Genomic DNA, 20,292 nt, shown 5'->3' with positions numbered 1-20,292 from the left:
GAGAAGAGTTTCTCCGTTCGCCTTGCCCGGGGCCTAGCCCTCGATCTCGTCCTTCTTCGCGATGAGCGGCACGAGCGGGGTGATCCGCAGGGCGGTGATGCGGTTCTTCGCCTTGCGCAGGACCTGAAACCGGAAGCCGTGGAAATTGAAGGCGGTGCCGGTATCGGGGATCGCCCGCGCCTCGTGGATGACGAGGCCGGCGATGGTCGTCGCCTCCTCATCGGGCAGGTTCCAGTCCATGGCGCGGTTGAGATCGCGAATGGCGACGGAGCCATCCGCATTCACCGAGCCGTCGCCCTGGGGGCGCACCCCGGAAACCGCGACGTCGTGCTCGTCGGCGATGTCGCCGACGATCTCCTCCAGGATGTCTTCCAGCGTGACGAGACCCATCACCTCGCCGTACTCGTCGACGACGAGGGCGAAATGGGTCTTCTTGGTGAGGAAGGCCTTGAGCTGGTCGCGCAGGCTCGTCGTATCGGGCACGAACCAGGTCTCGAGGGCCAGGGTCTCGACCTTCAGGCCTGAGGCGTCGCCCCCGGCGGCGTCGAGGGCGCGCAGCAGATCCTTGGCGTGGAGCACGCCGATGATGTTCTCCGAGGTGCCGCGCCAGAGCGGCATGCGCGTATAGGGCGAGGACAGAACCTCGCGGACGATCTCCTCCGAAGGAAGGTCCGCATTGATGGTGCGCATCTTTGTGCGGTGCACCATGACCTCGGACACGGATAATTCGTGCAGATCGAGCAGGCCGCCGAGCATGTCGCGCTCGGCTTTGGCGACACCGCCCTCGCGGTGGAGCAGGGCGACCTGCCCGCGAATTTCCTCGGTGGGCGAGAGGATCGACTGATGCTGCCCGATACTGACGCCGAAGGGGCGCAGCATCAGCCGCACGACCTTCTCGATGGCGATGGCGGCCGGTCCGAGGAGCGCTACCGCGAAGGCGACGGGCCGCGCCATCACCAGGGCGGCCTGGTCAGGCTTGTTGATGGCGAGGGTCTTCGGCAGCACCTCGGCGAAAACGATGACGAGCACCGACATCACCCCGGTGGCGTAGAGCACCCCGCTCTTGCCGAAGATCGTGGTCAGCACGCTGGTGGTGAAGGCGGAAGCGCCGATGGCGACGATGTTGTAGCCTATCAGCATGGCGCCGATGAACCGCTCGCGCGAGGCGAGGATGCGGTTGACGAGGCGTGCCCGCAGGTCGCCATTGTTCTCCAGGGAGAGCATCCGTGCCCGCGAGGCCGCGGTGAAGGCGGTCTCAGCCCCCGCGAAGAAGGCCGAGAGCAGCAGCGACATCACCACGATGCTCGCGGCGAGCCAGAGATCGGTATGCGTGTCCATCAGGCGGTCGTCGCACCAAGCCATGCCGCACCGGCACTGTGCCGGTTCCGGAAAGCCCCCTCATATACCAACCCAGGAGCGAATCGATGCCGCAGGCGTCGGGATCGGAGGGGATGCGGTTCATGGAGCGCATCATCCCCAGTTGAAGCTCCAGGCCTCCAGTACAGGGAGGCGATCCGGTCACGCCTCGCGTAGTTCGTCCGTCAGGAAGGCCTTTACCTCTGTGCGGTCGATGCCCGGTGCGATGAAGCTCTGGCCGATCCCCCGTGCGAGGATGAAGGTCAGCGCGCCGTCCCGGACCTTCTTGTCCTGGGCCATGGCGTCGAGGATGGCGTCGACGCCCCCGCATCCGCCGGGGACGGCCTGAAGCCGGGTAGGCAGGCCCGCCAGGGCCAGATGGTTAGCCACGCGACCGGCATCCTGGCCGGGGCAGAGGCCGAGGCGGGCCGAGAAGCGGAAGGCCAGCGCCAGACCGATGGCGACGCCCTCGCCGTGGACGAGGCGGGCGGATTCGTAGCCGGTGAGCCGTTCCAGGGCATGGCCGAAAGTGTGGCCGAGGTTGAGCAGGGCGCGCTCGCCGTCCTCGCGCTCGTCGCGCACCACGACGCCGGCTTTTGCCCGGCAGCAGATCGCCACCGCCTCGTCGCGCTCCGGGCCGCCGGAGAAGATGCCGGCCCAGTGGGCCTCGCACCAATCGAAGAAACCGGAATCGGCGATGAGGCCGTATTTCGCCACCTCGGCGTAGCCGGCGCGCATCTCGCGTTCGGACAGGGTGTCGAGCGTGGCGGTATCGGCCAGGACCAGACGCGGTTGGTGGAAGGCGCCGATCAGGTTCTTGCCCAGCGGCGAGTTGATGCCGGTCTTGCCGCCGACCGAGGAATCGACCTGGGAGAGCAGGGTCGTGGGTGCCTGGACGAAGCGGACGCCGCGCCGGAGCGTCGCCGCCGCGAAGCCGGCGAGATCGCCGACCACGCCGCCGCCGAGCGCCACCACGAGGTCGTTGCGCTCGATCCGGTGGGCGAGGAGGCCGTCGCACACCTGTGCGTAGACCGCATAGCTTTTCGAGGCCTCGCCCGGCACCACGGTGACGAGACCGGAGCGCAGGCCCGCCGCCTCCAGGCTCTCGCGCAGGCGTTCGCCATAGAGGCCCGCGACCGTCTCGTCGGTCACGATGGCGGCGGCCCGCGCGCCGAGGGCGGCCACGCGTGCACCCGCCTCGGCGAGGAGGCCCCGCCCGATATGGATGTCGTAGTCGCGGCCCTGGTCGAGGGGGACGTGGACCGTCTGTCCGTCACTCACTGCGCGGCGACGCCTTGGTTCGAGGGGCCGTTGAGATAGGCATCGAGGGCCTCCATCACGTCCTCCACCACGCGATCATGCGACACGTCGCGCGAGGGGATCATCACGTCGGCACTGCCATAGACGGGATGCCGGATCTCCATCAACTGCCGCATCGTCTCCTCGGGGTCGTCGGTCTGGAGCAGGGGCCGGTTGCCGCGCTTGCGGACGCGGCGCATCAGCACGTCGAGTTCCGCCTTCAGCCACACCGAGACGCCGCCCTGAGCGATACGGGCGCGTGTCGCCTCGCGCATGAAGGCGCCTCCGCCGGTGGCCAGCACCAGCGGCCCCTCGCGGATGAGCCGGGCGATCACACGCTCCTCGCCCTCGCGGAAGCTCGGCTCGCCGTAGATGGCGAAGATGTCGGGGATCGTGAGCTTGGCCGCCGCCTCGATCTCGTTGTCGGCATCCTTGAACATCAGCCCAAGTCGCGTCGCCAGACGTCGCCCTACCGTGCTCTTGCCGGCACCCATGAGACCGACGAGCACGATCGAGCGCGCGCCGAGAGCGCGGCGGAGCCTGACTTCAATGGGATCGGGAGCGATGTCGCCCTCCGATGGCTCGATCTCGGTCATCGTTGAAATCTTGATATACCTGTTCTCGCGATCCTAGCGCGTTTCACCGTCCGGGCGAAGCGAGGCCGTAAACCACGACGCGATTCTTAAAGGCGTCTTCATAGGGCCTGCCTCCAAAGCCGCGAAGCCTCCCGATCCGGTGAGGCCGATCGCCGCTCGTCGACCGGGATTCTCTTGCGGTGCACCCTGTGGCTCCGAAGTGCTTGCCATTGTGGGCCCGGCATGGTGCAACCCCTTGGCTTGGCTGTGCAATGACTTGCCTGCCGATCTCGCGGACCGAAGCCGTCCATTTCCGCAGAGTTCCCTCCGACCGAGGTTCGTCCGAGTGCCGACCCTGTTTCGTTTCCTCGCCACGCTCGCCATCCTCGGCGGATTGGTCTTCGCGGGCATGTTCGCGCTCGCGACCTTCGTTCAGCCCACGCCCCGGGAAATGAGCGTCAGCATTCCCGCCGCGAAGCTACAGCCGCCGAACCGGTGACGGGCTCGCCCGGGGACGAGGCGGGGACCGACAGCCCCGCTCTCATCGTCGCGTATCTCGACATGCTCGCGGCCGAGCGGGGTGCCGCCGCCAATACGCTCGCCGCCTATCGCCGCGACCTCGACCACTACCTCGCGGCTCTGACCGCTTCGGGACGTGACCCGCTCGAGACCGATGCGGGCGAGGTCCGCGCCTATCTGGCGGATCTCGAAACCCAAGGGTTGAAGGCCTCCTCCGCCGCGCGCCGGCTGTCCTGCATTCGCGGCTTCCACAAGTTCCTCTACGCGGAGGGGTTCGCCGAGGCAGATCCGAGCGCGCCCGTGGGTGGTCCGCGCAGGGGGCGCACCCTGCCCAAGGTGCTGTCAGTGGCCGAGGTGGACGACCTGCTGCGCACCGCCCGCGAGCGAGCCGTGGCGTCGGAGACCGGAGACGCTCCGGGCGAGCGGCGGCGCGCGGTACGGATGCTGTGCCTGCTCGAAACCCTCTACGCCACCGGCCTGCGCGTGTCGGAACTCATCGCCCTGCCACGCTCGGCCGCCACCACGAAACAGCGCTACCTCGTGGTGAAGGGCAAGGGCGGACGTGAGCGGCTGGTCCCGCTCACCGATCTCGCGCGGGGCGCCATGCGCGAGCACCTGGCTCATCTCAGCGGAGAGGGTCCCTTCCTGTTTCCGGCCGACAGCGAGAGCGGCCACCTGACCCGGCAGGCTTTCGCCCGCGACCTCAAGGTGGCGGCGGCGGCGGCGGGGATCCGTGAGGACCGGGTGAGCCCGCACGTGTTGCGCCACGCCTTCGCCAGCCACCTCCTGCAGAACGGGGCCGACTTGCGGATCGTGCAGGAGCTTCTGGGACATGCCGACATCTCGACGACGCAGATCTACACGCATGTCCTCGACGAGCGGCTGAAGAGCATGGTCCGCGATCTCCACCCCCTCATGGACGAACCGGCTGAACCCGACAGCGCTCCCATCTGAACGGGCCACCGCGCCGTTCCGGCCGTGTTTCACCCGGCGATCTGCCTCCCCTTGCTGACCGCGATCGTCGCCCCACCCATGAGCGAGAACACGATACCTGCGTTGCGCAAGGCACCGACCACCTGATTGCGGTTGGCGACCGAGACGGAGGCGATGCAGCCTTCGAGCCGCCGGATCGTCGAGAGCGACACTCCCGAGGCTCCGCTCAGATCCGCCATCGACCAGTCGAGCAGCGCGCGTGCCGCGCGGATGTGCCCGGCTTCGAGGCTCTGTTCTAGGCCGAGCAGAAGGCGGCCGGTGGGCCTGATCCGCAATTGGATCGGACCGATGAAGTGGGTCCAGCTTTCGATCTGCCCCGCATCGTTCAGCAGGGGAGCCACTAACAGGCGGTATCGCACGGTGTCGCCGTTCGCCAGCCTGAGGTCCGGCAGCAGATATGAGGCGTGATTGGACGCGTACATCCCCCCGATACGCGCCGACCATGGCGCGCCCTCGCCCTTTAGGAACGGCCGCGCGGGGTCCTGCAGGAGCTCGCTCTCGGGAAGGCCGACGAGGTCGAGCCATTTCTCCGAGAATTTTGTGAAAGGAAACGTGTGCGTGGTCGAGGTGAAGGCCCGGACGGAATCGAAGATCGCCTGGTCTCTCTGCCGCTGCGCTGCCTCGGCGCGGGCCAGCATGGCAGGATCGCTGATATTGGCGAGGATGCCATGCGCGCTCAAGGGCCGGCCATTGGGCGTGGTCGTTACCTCCACGCGGCTCATGACGGTACAGATTCCGGAATCCGGTCGGACGATGCGGAAGATCGAGGGCGGTACCGTGTCCGATTGCCTGACGAAGTCGGGTTCCATGGTCCGCGGGCAATCATCCGGATGAATGAGCCGGAACAGAAGCGTGTAGTCGGGCCTGATGAGGCCATCGGGAAGCCCTAGGATCGGATAGAGCCCGGGCGACCAGACATGAGTGTTGCCGACGAAATCCCAGTGCCAATGACCGACGGTGCCAAAATGTTTGATCTGGCTTGGAACGTCATACGAAAGGCTTCTCGGTACCCCACCATACATTGTGAAACCGCGATCTCACGACAATCGTCAGAGCTATGGCCAAGCCAATGGGAGCGACGACCTGAAGCAACGGATACCTATCTTTTGATAAGATCGCAATATTTCTCGCAGAAATACCCTCATCGCAACGTGAGATTGTAGGACGATCGTCGGCCTTATTGGTCGGTATGTCTAAGCCCCCCTTGGGGAGACGCCTCGATCTCGATCCCGGATCTCCGACGCCGCTTCACGATTACTGGAACAAGGGCGATCATTTGGATGACGGTGGCCATTTAAGATGGCAATGCAAATGCGTCGGGTGGACCGTCGATCCATCCGCTCCGCGTCGTCGTCTCGGGTGTTGTCGTCAAGTTTGGCCGACAGCGTCGCGCTTAGACGCTCGCGTCCTCGTCGAGCGTGTCCTCGATATAGACCTGTTCCAGCACGACCTTGATCACCGCCATCAGCGGCAGCGCGAGGGCGATGCCCCAAAGGCCGAACAGCACGCCGAGCACGAGCTGGCCTGCGAAGATGGTGGCCGGCGGGATGTCCAGAGCCTGCTTCTGGATGAAGGGCGTCAGCCCGTAGCTCTCCAGGCATTGCACCACGAGGTAGACACCGAAGGCGCCGAGAGCCGCGTTGGTGCCGGAGGCGAGGCCCGCCAGCACGATGACGACGCCGGCGATCAGCGGGCCGATGGTGGGGATGAAGGCGAGGAGCCCCGCTTGCAGGCCGAGGATGAGGGCGCCACCGATGCCGAGGAAGCTCAGGCCGGCCCAGATGCAGACGAAGATCACCGCCATGGTGATGAGCTGGCCGAACAGCCAATGCCGGAGGGTCTCGCCCATCCCGTCGAGGAGGGCGGTGGCGCGGGGACGGTAATGGGGCGGCACGAACCGCACCGCGCCGTCGCGGTAGCTGGCGGGATCGGCCGCGCAGGCGAGGCCGAGGAACACGATCACCAGGACGTTGCCCAGCGCATTGAACAGGCCGGTGATGACGGTGGCCGCCGGTCCGAGCATGCTGCCGGCATCGGAGAGAAGGGAGCCGGGGCTCTTGATCGCACCCGAGGCGAGGCCGCCGAGGCCCCCGGCCTTCTTGTCCTTGTCGGTCTCGGTGTCCTTGGCTTTGTCAGTGTCCTTGGCTTTGTCGGTGTCCTGATCGCTCGGCGTTTCGCTCGGTACCGGGAAGGCCGGCAGATCGATCCCGTATTCCTTCAGGCGGTCACGGACAGACCCCGCCTGTTTCGTGACGGTCTGGCCGAGCTCCCTTCCCTGCTGCACCACCGTCGCGCCGCCGAAGGCGAGAAAGCCGAGGGTGAGCCCTCCAAGAATCAGGCTGACGATGGTGAGCCGGAGCCCGCGACCGAGCCCGATGGCCTGGCCGAGCAGGCGCGTCAGCCCATCGAGGAAGACCCCGAGCAGGATTCCGGCGAAGATCAGGAGCAGGGTCGAGGCGGCGGTCCAGGCGAGGATCAGGAGGGCGATGAACGCCACCACGGCGATTCCCGAGGCCGTCGGCGACCAGTTGGCGGGGTGCGGACCCGGCTCGTCCTTGATCGGCGTACCCTGCTGCATCTGCCCGTCCCCTCGCGCGGTCTACCGAAGCGCGGTGCGAACGGGCGCGCGAAACCCGTTACAGACAAGGGGCGCAAGGCATGAGGCCCACTCTCCTCTGTGGACGGACCGGAGGCGAATCGCCGCCGGTCTGCCCTCACGTCCAGCGTGACGCGGCCTCATCGTCGGCGCCCGTGGCCTCGACCCAGCCCCCCATGGTGCCGTCCGCCAGATGCTCACGCTTCCAGAACGGAGCCTTCGTCTTGAGATAGTCCATGAGGAAGCTCGCCGCCTCGAAAGCGGCGACGCGGTGGCTTGCCGCCGTCACCACGAGGACGATGCCGTCGCCCGGCGCGACGAGGCCGTGCCGGTGGATCACCCGCACCGCCTGGAGCGGCCAGCGGTCCTGCGCCGCCTCCACCACCCGGCCGATCTCCGCCTCGGCCATGCCGGGATAATGTTCGAGTTCGAGCCCGGTCAGGCGCCCGCCCTCGTCGCGGCACAGGCCGGTGAAGGTAACGATCGCCCCGGTCCTGCCGTGAAGCGTCCCGCTCAGCGCGGCCATCTCCGCGGCCACGTCGAAGGGCGCACTCTGGATGCTGATCGCGGGTGCGGGCTGATTTCCCGCCGTCATCTCGCCTGCCGACATCCATCGATTCCTTGACGCATCGGCGCGAAAGCCCTCGCGACCGGGTTTGATCCCCCTTAAGGGATGCGCGACATTGCAAAGTCCGCGCGGTGGTTCCACGCTGTTGCGCGTCGTTCCGGCAACACCATTCCGGCGCCCGGCCTTTACCACTCGACCGGCATGGGTGCCATGCCCAGTCGGTCCCATACCCGGTCCACGCCACCGGCTTCGAAGGAATTCCCCTCGCGTGACGCCTGAGTTGATCCTGCCCCATGACGGCGTCCTGCCGGTCTTCTCGGCCCGTCCGGTCTGGTGCGGGCGCGGAAGCACGGTCATCGGCGCCGCCACGATCGGTGCCCAGGCCTGGCTCGGCGACGACAGCGTGATCCGTGCCGACGGCGAGGCGGTGACCGTCGGCGAGCGTTTGTGGCTCGGCCATCGCTCGACGCTCCATATCGCCACCGATTCGCATCCCACCCTCGTCGGTGACCGGGTGACGGTGGGCCGTAACGCCGTGGTCCATGCCTGCACGGTCGGGTCCGACGTGGTGATCGAAGACGATGTCATCGTCCTCGACGGGGCCACCGTGGAGGACGGGGTGCTGATCGAGGCCGGTGCCACCGTCTTTCCGCGCTCGCACCTCGCCGCCGGCTTCGCCTATGCCGGCAGCCCGGCGAAACCCCAGCGTCCCGTCACCGCGGCCGAGATCGCCGAGCGGGCCGAGCGCGTGCGCGAGGCCACGGGAGATACCCCGTCGCCCGTCGCCGGCGACGAGGTCGATGTCGATCCCAGCGTCTACGTCGCCAGCACGGCGCGCCTGCGCGGCCGCATCGCCCTCGGCGCGGGATCGAGCGTGCTGTTCTCCTGCGACCTGCATGCGGAGGTCGGCCCCATCCTCATCGGCGCCGACACTAACATTCAGGACAACACCGTCATCCGTGCACGGGCCGAAGGCGTTGTCATCGGCCGCGACACTACGATCGCGCATAACGTGCGGATGGCCGATTGCCGTATCGGCGCGCGCAGCCTCATCGGCATCGGCTGCGTGCTGGCCCCCGGCACCGTGGTGGCCGACGACGTCCTGCTTGCCGGCGGCTCCACCACCGATCCGGGCCAGCTCCTCGAGACCGGCTATCTCTGGGGCGGCCGGCCCGCCCGCATCCTCGGCCCCCTCGACGCGGACAAGCGCGCGATGATGACCCGCATCGTCGCCGGCTATTGCGAGCATGGGCGGGTGTATCGCCAGATGGAGGCGGGGGGGAACTGACCGGATGCCGGAAGTGCGTCTGCCGTCCGGTTCTCGAATGCGACGATCACCCGGTAGGTGCCGGTCCGCACCAGCGTCAGTGGCGGCATCTCTTAAGGCATGATGGCATGCAGGAGGGCAGCGCATGGTCGCTTCGTCCAATGATGCTCATGAGACGTGCTTCATCGCGTTGATCGGCGCGGTGCTTCTGGCCCTCGCCGCACCGGTCACGGCTTCGGCCGAACCGGCACCCCAGCGCTTTTCCGTCACTTATCGCCTGCTCTTCCTCAACCTTCCCGTGGGTGAGGCGGATCTCTCCGTCGATCAGACCGGTGGGCGCTACGCCTACGATCTGAAGGCCGGCCTGCGTGGCTTGGCAGGCGTCTTCTTCGAAGGATCGGGGACGGCATCCGCGTCGGGGGAGCGGTCGCGGACCGGGGCGCTCACCGGCACGTTCCGGTCCGACAGCCTGTACGGCCGTAAGCCGGTTCAGGTCTCCATGACCCTGTCGAGCGGACGCGCGCATGACGAGAGCGTGGAGCCGCCCCCGACGCCGATGCCCGACAGGATTCCCGTAGCGCCGCAGGACAAGGTCGGCGTCGTCGATCCCCTGACCATGCTGGCGATTCCGCTGGGCCGGGCATCCCTCGACCCCACCCTCTGCGAGCGGCGCATCCCGGTCTTCAACGGGGTGACCCGGGCGGATATCGTCCTTTCCCGCGGAGTGCTGGTGACCGTCCAGGAGGGACCCTATCGCGGACCGGCCCTCGATTGCCGGGCGCGCTGGGTGCCGATCTCGGGCCACCGCCCCAATGGCAGCAGTGTGCGCCGCATGGCCGAGAACGACGACATCCGCGTACGGCTCGCGCCCGCTCCCGGCGGGGCGATGCTGTTACCGCTGACGATCTCCCTGCCCACCGGCTGGGGCAATGCGGGGATCGAGGCGACGCAATGGGGCCCGAAACCGGAGCCCTCGGGCCGCACTTCCGTGAAGGTCCATTTGCCCAACGCACGGTAGGGCCGTCCGACCTATTCCTCCGCGAACAACCCCGTGGGCAGCCCATCCATGCTGCGCGCGTTCTTCTGGCGGCGATAGGCGTCGAGTTCGGCCTCCGTCTTGGCCTGGGCCCAGCGGTCGAGGGTGGGACGTTCCTCGCGATAGTCGAACAGGGGCACGCCGAAGCCGCAGGAGGTCTGCACGAGATCGATCGTGAGGCGCACCATCTGGCGCGCTCCGGGCGGCTCCTGTCCGTCATACGCGCCTGCCAGCAGACCGGCATAGGCGTCGCTGCCGCGCGCCAAGATCTCCCCGCGCCCATAGAGCCGCAGGATCGTCGGCGCGCCTTCGAAGGCGCAGAACATCACCGTCAGCCGTCCATCCACCCGCAGATGTGCAGCGGTTTCGTTCCCGCTCCCGGTACGGTCGAGATAGATCACGGTGTTCGGGTCGATGACCCGAAACGTGTCGGTTCCGCGCGGTGACAGGTTGATCCGCGTGCCCTCCGCCGCCGATGCGGTGAAGACGATATGCTGCCGGGCGATGAAATCGAGGTGGCGCTCGTCGAGGGCCGGAAACTGCTTGGCCATGGGGCTTTCGGACGACAGGGGCGGGCTTTGAAACCTACAGCATCGTGCCGGATCTCGCATCCACGGCTATGCTGACAAACGCTTCCGAGAAGGAATGGCGGATCAGCGCAGGAACCGCCCGACCAGCAGCCGCGCCAGGTCGCGCGGCGGCTCGGGGGTCAGGACGGCGAGCTTGTTGGAAATGGAGAGAGAGGCGAGCCCGTGAAGGCCGGCCCAGAGGGTCGCCACCGCCTGCCGTCTCTCGCTCGCATCCGGAATCATGGGTTCGAGCACCCCGTCGACGAGGTCGGTCGCCTGGGCCAGCGCGGCGGCGTACCAGTCGGGAAAGGCTGAATCCGGTGCCAGGGAATGTTCGAAGACAAGGCTCCAGACTCGCGGGTCTGAAGCCACGAAGGCGAGGTAGGCATCGGCGAGGGCAAGGGCGTTGTCGCGCGGGGCGGCGTCGGGACGGATCGCGCCGGTGAGCGCCGCGTGCAGGCGCTCCAGGGTGCGGGCGTTGACCCGCATCACCACCGCATCGAGATCGCCGACACCGTTGTAAATCGAGTTCGGTGCGTAGCCGATCACCGAGGCGAGCCGGCGCATGCCGAGGCCGCGCAGGCCCTCCATGCGGACCAGGCCCTCTGCCGCCTTGGTCACCAGGGCCTCGAATTCCTCGCGGTTATGCTCGCCTCTGGGGCCGGTGCCGCGCCGTGCCGATTTGGTTGCCTTCGCCACTCTGTCCCCACGCTCGCGTGCCGCCCGGCACGCCACCAGCGCATAGATTGCACGACGTGCAAAATCAACGTTGCCGCCATCCCTGCCGGGCGTTAATTTGCACAACGTTCAAAAATCGCGGCCGTACCGGATTTGACGGTTCGTTACAGGGTGGGCAGTCATGGTCCGCCCCGAGGAGACCAAGATGTTCCGTAGCTTGATGACGACGCGCCGGTTCGCGCCCCTGTTCTGGTGCCAGTTCTTCTCGGCATTCAACGACAATTTTCTGAAGAACGCCCTGGTCTTCCTGATCCTGTTCAAGGTCGCGGGCGCTGGGGGAGAGGCCGCCCATCCGGGCATCCTGGTGACCCTGGCCGGTGCCGTCTTCATCGGCCCGTTCTTCATCCTGTCGGGTCTCGGGGGTGAGCTCGCCGACCGCTACGACAAAGCGCTCATCGCCAAGCGGCTGAAATTCGCGGAGGTCTTCGCCGCCGCCGCAGCAGCGATCGGCTTCTTCCTCCATTCCGTGCCGGTCCTGTTCGTGGCGCTCGGCCTGTTCGGCACGGTGGCGGCCCTGTTCGGCCCGATCAAATACGGCATCCTGCCCGACCACCTGAAGCGCAACGAGCTCACCGCCGGCAATGCGCTGGTCGAGGCGGCGACCTTCCTCGCCATCCTGCTCGGCACCATCGTGGCCGGCTTCGCCAGCGCGCTCGGCGGCGATGCGCTGGCCTTCAGCGCCCTGATCATGGTGTTCGCGATCCTGTGCTGGCTCTCGGCCCGACAGATCCCCTCCACCGGCGAGGCGGCGCCGACGCTCAGGATCGATCCCAACGTCGCCCGTTCCACCGTGGCCCTGCTGCGTGACCTCTATGCCGATACCCGGCTGTGGCGCGGCTCGCTCATCGTCAGCTGGTTCTGGCTGGTGGGCGCCGTGGTGCTCGCCCTGCTGCCGGTGCTGGTGCGCGAGAGCCTGAACGGCTCGGAGACGGTGGTGACCCTGCTGCTCGCGATCTTCTCGGTTGGCATCGCCATCGGCTCGGCGCTGGCCTCCTGGCTCGCCAGCGGACGCATCGTCCTGCTGCCGACGCCGATCGGCGCTCTGTTCATGGGCCTGTTCGCCCTCGACCTCGCCTGGACCATCTCGCACCTGCCGCCGGTCTCCGGCGAGGTGATGGGGGCCGGCGCCTTCCTCTCCACCGGGACGGGCCTTCGCGTGGCGGCGTCCTTCGCCGGCCTCGCCATCGCGGGCGGCCTCTACATCGTGCCCTCCTTCGCCGCCGTGCAGGCCTGGACCGACAAGGACAAGCGCGCCCGCGTCATTGGCGCCGTCAACGTGCTCACCGCCGCCTTCATGGTCACCGGGGCGCTGGGCCTCGCTGCCTTGCAGGGCGCGGGCTGGTCGATGGCCTCGCTCCTCACCCTCATCGGCGTCGCCAACCTCGCCGCCGGCGTGATCGTCCTGAAGGTGATGCCGACGAGCGCCTTCCGCGACTTCCTCTCGATCCTGTTCCGCGCCTTCTACCGGCTCGAAGTGCGGGGCCTGGAGAATGTCGAGAAGGCCGGCCCCAACGCCATCATCGCCCTCAACCACGTCTCGTTTCTCGATGCACCGCTGGCCCTTTCGCTCCTCGACAAGGAGCCGGTCTTCGCCGTCGACCACGGCATAGCGCAGCGCTGGTGGGTGAAGCCCTTCCTGCGGGTGACCAAGGCGATGCCGCTGGACCCCACCCGGCCGCTGGCCACCCGCACGCTCATCAATGCCGTCAAGAACGGCGAGACCCTGATCATTTTCCCCGAAGGCCGCCTCACCGTCACGGGCAGCCTGATGAAGGTCTATGACGGCGCCGGCCTCATTGCCGAGAAATCCGGGGCCAAGGTGGTGCCGGTGAAGATCGAGGGGCTGGAGAAGACCGCCTTCTCGCGCCTCTCCCGCAATCAGGTCCGCCGCCGCTGGTGGCCGAAGGTCATCGTCACGGTGATGTCGCCGGTGGCGCTTACCGTCGATCCCGCGCTGAAGGGCAAGAACCGGCGGCGCGCGGCAGGAGCGGCACTCTACGACATCATGTCCGATCTCGTCTTCGACACCGCCTTCATCGACCGTAGCGTGATGAGTGCCCTCATCCAGGCCGGTGCCGACCATGGCTGGCGTCGCACCGCGCTGGAGGACCCGGTCACGGGCACGCTCAGCTATTCGCGCCTCGTGATGGGCGCCAACATCCTCGGCCGGAAGCTGATGCCGCTCGCCGCCGAGGGCAAGGCCATCGGGCTGATGCTGCCCAATGCCAACGGCGCGGCCGTGACTTTCTTCGCCCTGGCCAGCGCCGGGCGCGTGCCGGCGATGATCAACTTCTCGGCCGGCCCTGCCAACGTCCTCTCGGCCTGCTCGGCGGCGGAGGTGGACACCATCCTCACGTCACGCGCCTTCATCGAGAAGGGCCGCCTCGGCGGCCTGATCGAGGCCATCCAGGGCAAGGTGAAGCTCGTCTATCTGGAAGATATTCGCGCCAGCATTACCGCCGGCGACAAGATCCGGGGCTTCCTCAGCCCCCGCAAGCCCCTCGTGGCGCGGAGCGGCGACGATCCGGCGGCGATCCTGTTCACCTCGGGCTCGGAGGGCACACCCAAGGGCGTGGTGCTCGCCCATCGCTGCATGCTCGCCAACACCGCCCAGGTCGCGGCTCGTATCGATTTCGGGCCGAGCGACAAGGTGTTCAACGTGTTGCCGGTGTTCCATGCCTTCGGACTGACGGCGGGCCTGATCCTGCCCCTGGTGTCCGGCGTCCCGGTCTATCTCTACCCGTCGCCGCTGCATTACCGGATCGTTCCGGAACTGATCTACGGCTCGAATGCCACCGTCCTGTTCGGCACCGACACGTTCCTCTCCGGCTACGCCAAGACTGCTCATTCCTACGACCTGCGCTCGCTCCGCTACGTGGTGGCCGGGGCCGAGGCGGTGAAGCAGGCGACCCGGAAAACCTGGAGCGAGAAGTTCGGCCTGCGCATCCTCGAAGGCTACGGCGTCACTGAATGCGGGCCGGTGGTCGCCCTCAACACGCCGATGTTCAACCGCTTCGGTACAGTCGGCCGGCTCCTGCCGGGGATCGAATCCCGCCTCGAACCGGTGCCCGGTATCGAGGAGGGCGGCCGTCTCTCGGTGAAGGGCCCGAACGTGATGCTCGGCTATCTCAGGGCGGAGAAGCCCGGCGTGCTGGAAGCGCCGCCGGAGGGCTGGCACGATACCGGCGACATCGTCGCCATCGACGCGGAAGGGTTCGTCACGATCAAGGGCCGCGCCAAGCGCTTCGCCAAGATCGCCGGCGAGATGGTGTCGCTCGCCGGCATCGAGGCCATTGCCGGCGAGCTCTGGCCGGATACACCGAGTGCGGTGGCGGCGGTGCCGGATGCGCGAAAGGGCGAGCGGCTGATCCTGTTCACGGAGCGCAAGGACGCCACCCGCCCCGCCTACCAGGCCTTCGCCAAGGCCAAGGGCGCCACCGAGATTGCCATCCCGGCCGAAGTGGTGGTGCTGGACAAGCTGCCGATGCTGGGTACCGGCAAGGTGGATCAGGTCGGCGTGGTCAAGCTCGCGCACGAGCGGGCCGGCGGCGAGGCCACCGCTGCGGCGTAGGTCTAGCGAACCCTCTCCCGGAAAGGGGGGAGGGTTCGTGGCCATTGTCCCCTTACCGCGTTGGCCAACCCCTCCACCTGCGCCTCCGTATGCGCGGCGGAGAACGCCACTCGCAGCCGCGCCGTCCCGGCCGGGACCGTTGGCGGGCGGATGGCGACGACGAGATAGCCCCGTTCCTCCAAAGCGGCCGAGAGGCCGAGCGCGGCGTCCGCTTCGCCGACGAGAATGGGGATGATGGGGCTCTGCGCTTCGGGCAGGCCCAGATGCGTGGTGAAACGGCGGGCGAGGGTCAGGGGGCGCGCGGCGAAATCCGGTTCGGCCTCGACGATATCGAGGGCGGCCAGGGCGGCGGCGGCCGAAGCCGGCGGCAGGCCGGTGGTGTAGACGAAGCTCCGGGCGCGGCTCGTCATCAGGTCGACCACGGCGCGGGACGCGCAGAGATAGCCGCCATAGGAGCCGAGCGTCTTCGACAGGGTGCCCATTTCGAGGGGCGCCCGCGCGTCCTCCCCGATGACGCCGAGGCCGTGGGCGTCGTCCACCAGGGTCCAGGCATCGTGCGCGTCGGCGAGAGTCAGGATGTCGGTGATCGGCCCCCGGTCGCCGTCCATGCTGTAGACGCGCTCCGTGAGGATCAGTGCGTGCTGGTGGCGAGAGCGGTGCTTGGTCAGGAGCGCTTCGAGATCGCCGATATCGTTATGGGCGAACCGCATCACTTTCGCGCCGGAGAGCCGCGCACCCGCCCAGAGGCAGGAATGGCCGAGTGCGTCCACGAGGATCAGGTCGCGCGGGCCGGCGAGCCCGGAGACGATGCCGAGATTGGCGAGATAGCCGCTACCGAAGACGAGAGCCGCCTCCGTCCCCTTATGGGCGGCGAGGCGCTCTTCCAGGGCGGCGAGGGGCGGGTGGCTGCCGGTGACGAGACGGGAGGCGCCGGCGCCTGTGCCGTAACGCGCGGTCGCAGCCTGGGCCGCTGCGATGACCCGCGGATCCTGCGAAAGGCCGAGATAATCGTTGCAGGAAAACGAGACGAGGCTGCGCCCGTGCCGCGTCGCCGCCGCCTGCGGGCCACGCGTGGTGGGATTGAGATGCCGGCGCAGGGAGGTCTCGTCGAGGCGGGCGAGATGGTCGCGGGCGAACGCTTCGAGGCTGGTGGGGCGGTCGAGGTCGGACATGGGAGCGGGAAGGAAGCCCGCGCCATCGCGATGTCAAGCGAGTGGCGCGACCACTCGCGCGGCCGATTCCTTTCGATGAGGCTGGGGCGTGAAGCGTGAGGAACTGTGCCGGGGACGAACTCGGGTCTCGTGAGAGGCATAGGATGGTCCCGGAGAAAAACCGGATCCCTTTGGAAGGCCGGTCACCGACCCTGCCTCCGGCGGCTTTCAGATCGGGTTGCGGCTCGCTCCCTTGACCGTTCGGCCTCGCGCGCTCATCCCCCGACCCATGCCTGCCTCACCTCCGCCCGCGCTTCCGAAAAACTCCCTCTGGCGGCCCTATACGCAGATGAGGAATGCGGCGCCTCCGCTCGAAGCCGTGCGCACCTCCGGCTCGCGGATCGTGCTCGCCGACGGACGCGAACTCATCGACGGTATCGCGTCGTGGTGGACCGCCGTCCATGGCTATAACCATCCCCACATCCGCGACGCGGTCGCGGCCCAGCTCGACACCATGCCCCATGTGATGTTCGGCGGGCTGACCCATGCGCCGGCCGAGCGCCTGGCGTCCCGCCTCGCCGCCTTGGCGCCGGGCGACCTCGACCACGTGTTCTTCACGGATTCCGGCTCGGTGGCGGTGGAGGTGGCGCTCAAGATGGCGGCGCAGATGTGGCTCAACCGGGGCATCGCCGGACGCAGCCGCTTCCTCGCCTTCCGTGGCGGCTACCATGGCGACACGATGGGGGCGATGTCGGTCTGCGACCCGGAAGAGGGCATGCACCGGCGCTTCGGCGCCTATTTGCCTGCCCAGGTCTTCTGCGATCTTCCGCGCGACGACGCCACCGCCGACGCCCTCGACCGCGCCCTGGCCCTGCATGGCGCTACCCTCGCGGCGATCATCGTCGAGCCCCTGGTCCAGGGGGCCGGCGGCATGGTGATGCACGCGCCCGAGACATTGGCACGGGTGGCGCGGGCGGCCGAGCGGCATGGACTGCCTCTCATCGCCGACGAGATCTTCACGGGTTTCGGCCGCACCGGCACCCTGTTCGCCTGCGAGCAGGCCGGAATCGTGCCCGACATCCTCTGCCTGTCCAAGGCGCTTACCGGTGGCACCATGGCGCTGGCCGCGACGATCGCGCGGCGTCCGGTCTTCGAGGCTTTCCTGTCCGACGATCCCGCTGCGGCGCTGATGCACGGGCCGACCTTCATGGCTAACCCTCTCGCCTGCGCCGCCGCCAATGCTAGCCTCGACCTGTTCGAGACCGAGCCGCGCCTGGATCAGGCGCGGGCGATCGAGCTTCGCCTGCGTAATGGGCTCTCCGGCCTTCGCGGCCTCGCCGGTATCGCCGACATCCGCGTTCTCGGCGCCATCGGAGCCGTCCAGTTCGCACGCGCACCCGATCTCGCTGCGCTCAAGGCGCGCTTCGTGGAGCAGGGGGTTTGGGTTCGTCCCTTCGGCGACATCGTCTACCTGACGCCGGCCCTGACCATCGCGCCGGGCGATCTCGACCGGCTCTGCGAAGCCGTGACCCATGTGGTCCGGGCATCGGTCGACGCTGAGGCGCAGAGCTGAAAATCTGTCCGCTTCCACCCTGCAACCTGAACGGATGTTTATCGTTGGATCAGGTTGGGTCAAACGGTGAAGGGTGGGCATCGTGGTGAATGAGACGACGCGCTCGGACGACGACAGGCCGGTGATCCTCCTCGTCGAGGATGAAGCCCTGACAATCATGGACCTCGGGGATGTCCTCGAGGATGGCGGCTATGAGACGGTGCAATGCGCGTCTGCGGAACGCGCCCTCGGCATCCTGCAGGCCCGGCCCGATATCTGCGGGCTGATCACGGATGTGGAATTGTCGGGCAAGGTCAACGGGTTCGAACTCGCCAACGCGGTGTCGGAGGCCCGGCCGACTTTGCCGATCGTCATCGTGTCTGGCCGCGCCGCGCCTGATCCGGAGCGGATTCCCGCAGGCGCCCGCTTCATCTCCAGGCCTTGCACCGGAGAGGACATCCTTCAGCAGATCAGGAGCCTGATGCCCTGCTGAGGCCTCCGCATAGGTTCGGACCACCTCAGCACGGAGCCGGTCGGCGAAGAGTCCTTTGCCGACCGTCGATTTGGCGCGAATTTAAGCCGACTGTCATCCCAGCTTTAAGCCGACTGTCATCCCAGCTTCACGAGCCGGACGCCACATGCGCCCAAATAGCCCGCTGATCCCGCCTGTGCCATCTGGCCGTGCGGGAAGAGCGTGGCTGTCTGCAAGTGTGGAGTCGGGCGGCGATGGTTTCGGCTGATCAGCGAGGGACGGTGTCGTCCGGCAAGGCCTCACCCTCGGGCAAGTCCGCAATGGACAAATCCGAAACAGGCAAGCTCGGCGAGGCCGATAGGGATAGCGAGCAGACGATGGGCAAGTCCGACAAGCGTATCCGTCCTCCCGGTTCGAAGAGTGTCGGCTGGGCCCTGGTTCAGGCCGCGCGGCTGCATCGTTCCAGAGTCGGCGACCGCTTGGCCGCCCTCGATCTATTCGCCGGACAGGAACAAGTGGTGCAGGCACTGGCTGTTGCCGGAACCATGACCATGGGAGATCTGGCCGCCACTTTGAGGGTTCGTCCGCCCACCGCCTCCAAGACGATCTCGCGCCTCGCGGCCCTTGGTTTCGTCGAGCGTCGTGCAGAAGCCGGGGATGGTCGCGTCGTGCGCGTGCGGCTTACCGATACGGGCCTCGCCAAGGCGGAGGCCATCGAGCGCATCTGGGACGATGTCGAAGCCGAAATGCTCGACGGTTTCGACGGCAAGGAGCGGCGTCGCCTGCGCAAGCTCTTGCGCAAGGCCGCCCGCAACCTCGCCGACGTGTCCGGCGTCACTGGCCACGAGGTCGACGGAGACTCGGATATCGAACTCGACGACGACGAGCCCGATGCGCTGGTCGTGCCGATCCAGGCAGACCGCCTCGACTGAACCTTATGGGGTTCTACTTTTCGGTCAGCGAATCGGTGACGCGTCACTGGGGTGGAAACCTGCGCGTGCCGAACTGAGGAGCGCCCTCAGATTTTTCTGGCGATGCCCGAGTTCGCGTGGACACCCAGCTTAGGCTTGGGCGCGCGCCGCAGCTTGCGGCGCTCCAACCGGCGCGCGAGACGTCCGGCAAGCCGGTCGATCATCATGATGATGGCGCTGACGATGATGGCGAAGGCGCAGGCGCTCCCGATCAGGATACCGATGACGCCTGGTGTCGGGATCACCATGAGGCAGACGAGACCGAAAAGGGCCGTTAGCGGAATCCATTTTGCCATTTCGCAGACGGTCCCTCGGTATCGTCGGACCGACGTTGCCACACCTCCATAAAGACACTCTTAAACCAATGGCGAGCGTTGCAGAAAAGCCCGCCGGCCTTCCCTGTCGCGGGAAGGCCGGTTCGGATTCGCCTCAGCGGCGGTGGTGGTGGTTGCGGTAGTGGCGACGCGAATTCATGCGCGTCCGGTAGGCCCTGCGACCCGGATCGATCCCGAGCGCGCCGTTGACGGTCCCGACTGCGCCGCCGACCGCGCCACCCACGATGCCACCGATCGGTCCGCCGACCCGGTCACCCTCGGCCGCGCCGCGACGGACACCACCGGGAAGGCCCTGGGCCTCGGCCGCGCCCGACAGCGCAAAGGCGGATAGGACGAGGGTGGCAGCAAGCAATGCCTTCTTCATGACGGCTTTCCTTCTCTTTCGTTCCTAAACCGGCCGCATGTTCGCGGCCGGTTCGGCTTCGAGCGTTCGGATCGGCGCCGTCCTCGACAAGGACGGCGCGCCGTCACGCATAGACTGATAACGGCCGAGCTTCGAAAAGGTGGCATCGATCCCGCCGGGCGCTCGCGGTTCCATGGTGGACCGGGTCCAGGAAGAGGAGATGAGAGGCGCATTGGGATGGCTTCAAGCGATTGCCCGTTGACTCTCGCACCGCTGCTGGTTTCTGCCGTCCGGCGCTGCTAGAAGCCGGGAATGCGCGTTCTTGACGTCCCGCGCGGCGCGAGCCGCCTTCGAATTACGAGCCCGGCCTCCGCCTGAAGG

The 20,292-nt window shown here is 67.4% G+C and carries 19 protein-coding genes; 8 read left to right on the top strand and 11 right to left on the bottom strand.

Annotated elements, in window-relative coordinates:
• Positions 1-33 precede the first annotated feature (33 nt).
• The 3 genes from IPV08_RS19325 to IPV08_RS24745 all read right to left on the bottom strand — a co-directional run bounded on the left by IPV08_RS19325 (position 34) and on the right by IPV08_RS24745 (position 3,251).
• Positions 34-1,338 (bottom strand): HlyC/CorC family transporter, encoded by a 1,305-nt coding sequence (locus IPV08_RS19325; protein WP_056423389.1) that lies wholly within the window; start codon positions 1,336-1,338, stop codon positions 34-36.
• Between the two features lie 180 nt (positions 1,339-1,518).
• Positions 1,519-2,637: a 3-dehydroquinate synthase gene (aroB, locus tag IPV08_RS24750; RefSeq protein WP_207413063.1), complete on the bottom strand. Its 1,119-nt coding sequence runs from the start codon at positions 2,635-2,637 to the stop codon at positions 1,519-1,521.
• Positions 2,634-3,251 (bottom strand): shikimate kinase, encoded by a 618-nt coding sequence (locus IPV08_RS24745; RefSeq protein ID WP_056423131.1) that lies wholly within the window; start codon positions 3,249-3,251, stop codon positions 2,634-2,636. Before IPV08_RS24745 ends, aroB begins: the two co-directional genes overlap by 4 nt.
• 325 nt (positions 3,252-3,576) lie before the next feature.
• Between IPV08_RS24745 and IPV08_RS19310 the strand changes: the two genes are divergently transcribed.
• Together IPV08_RS19310 and IPV08_RS19305 are read left to right on the top strand one after the other, a co-directional pair.
• Positions 3,577-3,729, top strand: coding sequence for a hypothetical protein (locus tag IPV08_RS19310; protein WP_056423134.1), 153 nt, complete (start codon positions 3,577-3,579; stop codon positions 3,727-3,729).
• Positions 3,726-4,703: a tyrosine recombinase gene (locus IPV08_RS19305; RefSeq protein WP_207413062.1), complete on the top strand. Its 978-nt coding sequence runs from the start codon at positions 3,726-3,728 to the stop codon at positions 4,701-4,703. Before IPV08_RS19310 ends, IPV08_RS19305 begins: the two co-directional genes overlap by 4 nt.
• 29 nt (positions 4,704-4,732) lie before the next feature.
• On the opposite strand, the gene IPV08_RS19300 is transcribed toward IPV08_RS19305, so the two are convergent.
• From IPV08_RS19300 to IPV08_RS19290, 3 genes are all read right to left on the bottom strand, one after another.
• The gene (locus IPV08_RS19300; RefSeq protein ID WP_246748057.1) at positions 4,733-5,551 is read right to left on the bottom strand and encodes a helix-turn-helix transcriptional regulator; all 819 of its coding nucleotides are present in this window, start codon (positions 5,549-5,551) and stop codon (positions 4,733-4,735) included.
• A gap of 584 nt (positions 5,552-6,135) precedes the next feature.
• Positions 6,136-7,320, bottom strand: a complete 1,185-nt coding sequence (locus IPV08_RS19295; RefSeq protein WP_207413060.1) for an AI-2E family transporter — start codon at positions 7,318-7,320, stop codon at positions 6,136-6,138.
• Positions 7,321-7,456: 136 nt separating this feature from the next.
• Positions 7,457-7,948, bottom strand: a complete 492-nt coding sequence (locus tag IPV08_RS19290; RefSeq protein WP_207413059.1) for a molybdenum cofactor biosynthesis protein MoaE — start codon at positions 7,946-7,948, stop codon at positions 7,457-7,459.
• A gap of 226 nt (positions 7,949-8,174) precedes the next feature.
• Here IPV08_RS19290 and IPV08_RS19285 point away from each other — a divergent pair, with 226 nt between their 5' ends.
• The gene (locus IPV08_RS19285) at positions 8,175-9,194 is read left to right on the top strand and encodes a gamma carbonic anhydrase family protein (RefSeq protein ID WP_207413058.1); all 1,020 of its coding nucleotides are present in this window, start codon (positions 8,175-8,177) and stop codon (positions 9,192-9,194) included.
• 124 nt (positions 9,195-9,318) lie between these two features.
• The gene (locus IPV08_RS19280) at positions 9,319-10,191 is read left to right on the top strand and encodes a DUF3108 domain-containing protein (RefSeq protein ID WP_207413057.1); all 873 of its coding nucleotides are present in this window, start codon (positions 9,319-9,321) and stop codon (positions 10,189-10,191) included.
• Positions 10,192-10,202: 11 nt separating this feature from the next.
• Here IPV08_RS19280 and IPV08_RS19275 read toward each other — a convergent pair whose 3' ends face one another.
• Both IPV08_RS19275 and IPV08_RS19270 read right to left on the bottom strand, forming a co-directional pair.
• Entirely contained in the window at positions 10,203-10,760 is a 558-nt protein-coding gene (locus IPV08_RS19275; protein WP_207413056.1) for a pyridoxamine 5'-phosphate oxidase family protein, read from the bottom strand.
• A 102-nt stretch (positions 10,761-10,862) separates the two neighbouring features.
• Positions 10,863-11,477: a WHG domain-containing protein gene (locus tag IPV08_RS19270; RefSeq protein WP_207413055.1), complete on the bottom strand. Its 615-nt coding sequence runs from the start codon at positions 11,475-11,477 to the stop codon at positions 10,863-10,865.
• 184 nt (positions 11,478-11,661) lie between these two features.
• Between IPV08_RS19270 and IPV08_RS19265 the strand changes: the two genes are divergently transcribed.
• Positions 11,662-15,087: an acyl-[ACP]--phospholipid O-acyltransferase gene (locus IPV08_RS19265; protein ID WP_207413054.1), complete on the top strand. Its 3,426-nt coding sequence runs from the start codon at positions 11,662-11,664 to the stop codon at positions 15,085-15,087.
• 2 nt (positions 15,088-15,089) lie between these two features.
• Here IPV08_RS19265 and IPV08_RS19260 read toward each other — a convergent pair whose 3' ends face one another.
• Positions 15,090-16,259 (bottom strand): aminotransferase class I/II-fold pyridoxal phosphate-dependent enzyme, encoded by a 1,170-nt coding sequence (locus IPV08_RS19260; protein ID WP_207413053.1) that lies wholly within the window; start codon positions 16,257-16,259, stop codon positions 15,090-15,092.
• Between the two features lie 268 nt (positions 16,260-16,527).
• On the opposite strand from IPV08_RS19260, the gene IPV08_RS19255 reads away from it, so the two are divergent.
• The 3 genes from IPV08_RS19255 (at position 16,528) to IPV08_RS19245 (ending at position 19,194) form a co-directional block, all read left to right on the top strand.
• Entirely contained in the window at positions 16,528-17,811 is a 1,284-nt protein-coding gene (locus IPV08_RS19255) for an adenosylmethionine--8-amino-7-oxononanoate transaminase (RefSeq protein ID WP_207413052.1), read from the top strand.
• Positions 17,812-17,893: 82 nt separating this feature from the next.
• A complete protein-coding gene (locus tag IPV08_RS19250) occupies positions 17,894-18,283 on the top strand; it encodes a response regulator (protein WP_056423399.1) in 390 nt (129 codons plus the stop codon).
• A gap of 356 nt (positions 18,284-18,639) precedes the next feature.
• On the top strand, positions 18,640-19,194 hold the full coding sequence (locus tag IPV08_RS19245; protein ID WP_156467655.1) for a MarR family winged helix-turn-helix transcriptional regulator: 555 nt from the start codon (positions 18,640-18,642) through the stop codon (positions 19,192-19,194).
• Positions 19,195-19,280: 86 nt separating this feature from the next.
• Here IPV08_RS19245 and IPV08_RS19240 read toward each other — a convergent pair whose 3' ends face one another.
• Both IPV08_RS19240 and IPV08_RS19235 read right to left on the bottom strand, forming a co-directional pair.
• Positions 19,281-19,529: a hypothetical protein gene (locus IPV08_RS19240; protein WP_207413051.1), complete on the bottom strand. Its 249-nt coding sequence runs from the start codon at positions 19,527-19,529 to the stop codon at positions 19,281-19,283.
• Between the two features lie 133 nt (positions 19,530-19,662).
• Entirely contained in the window at positions 19,663-19,932 is a 270-nt protein-coding gene (locus IPV08_RS19235; RefSeq protein WP_207413050.1) for a hypothetical protein, read from the bottom strand.
• Between the last annotated feature and the right edge of the window lie 360 nt (positions 19,933-20,292).

This window comes from Methylobacterium sp. SD274 (assembly GCF_017355285.1).
Classification (GTDB): Bacteria; Pseudomonadota; Alphaproteobacteria; order Rhizobiales; family Beijerinckiaceae; genus Methylobacterium.
The sequence above is the reverse complement of the archived record's forward strand: the minus strand, read 5'-3'. Positions and strand labels throughout refer to the sequence as shown.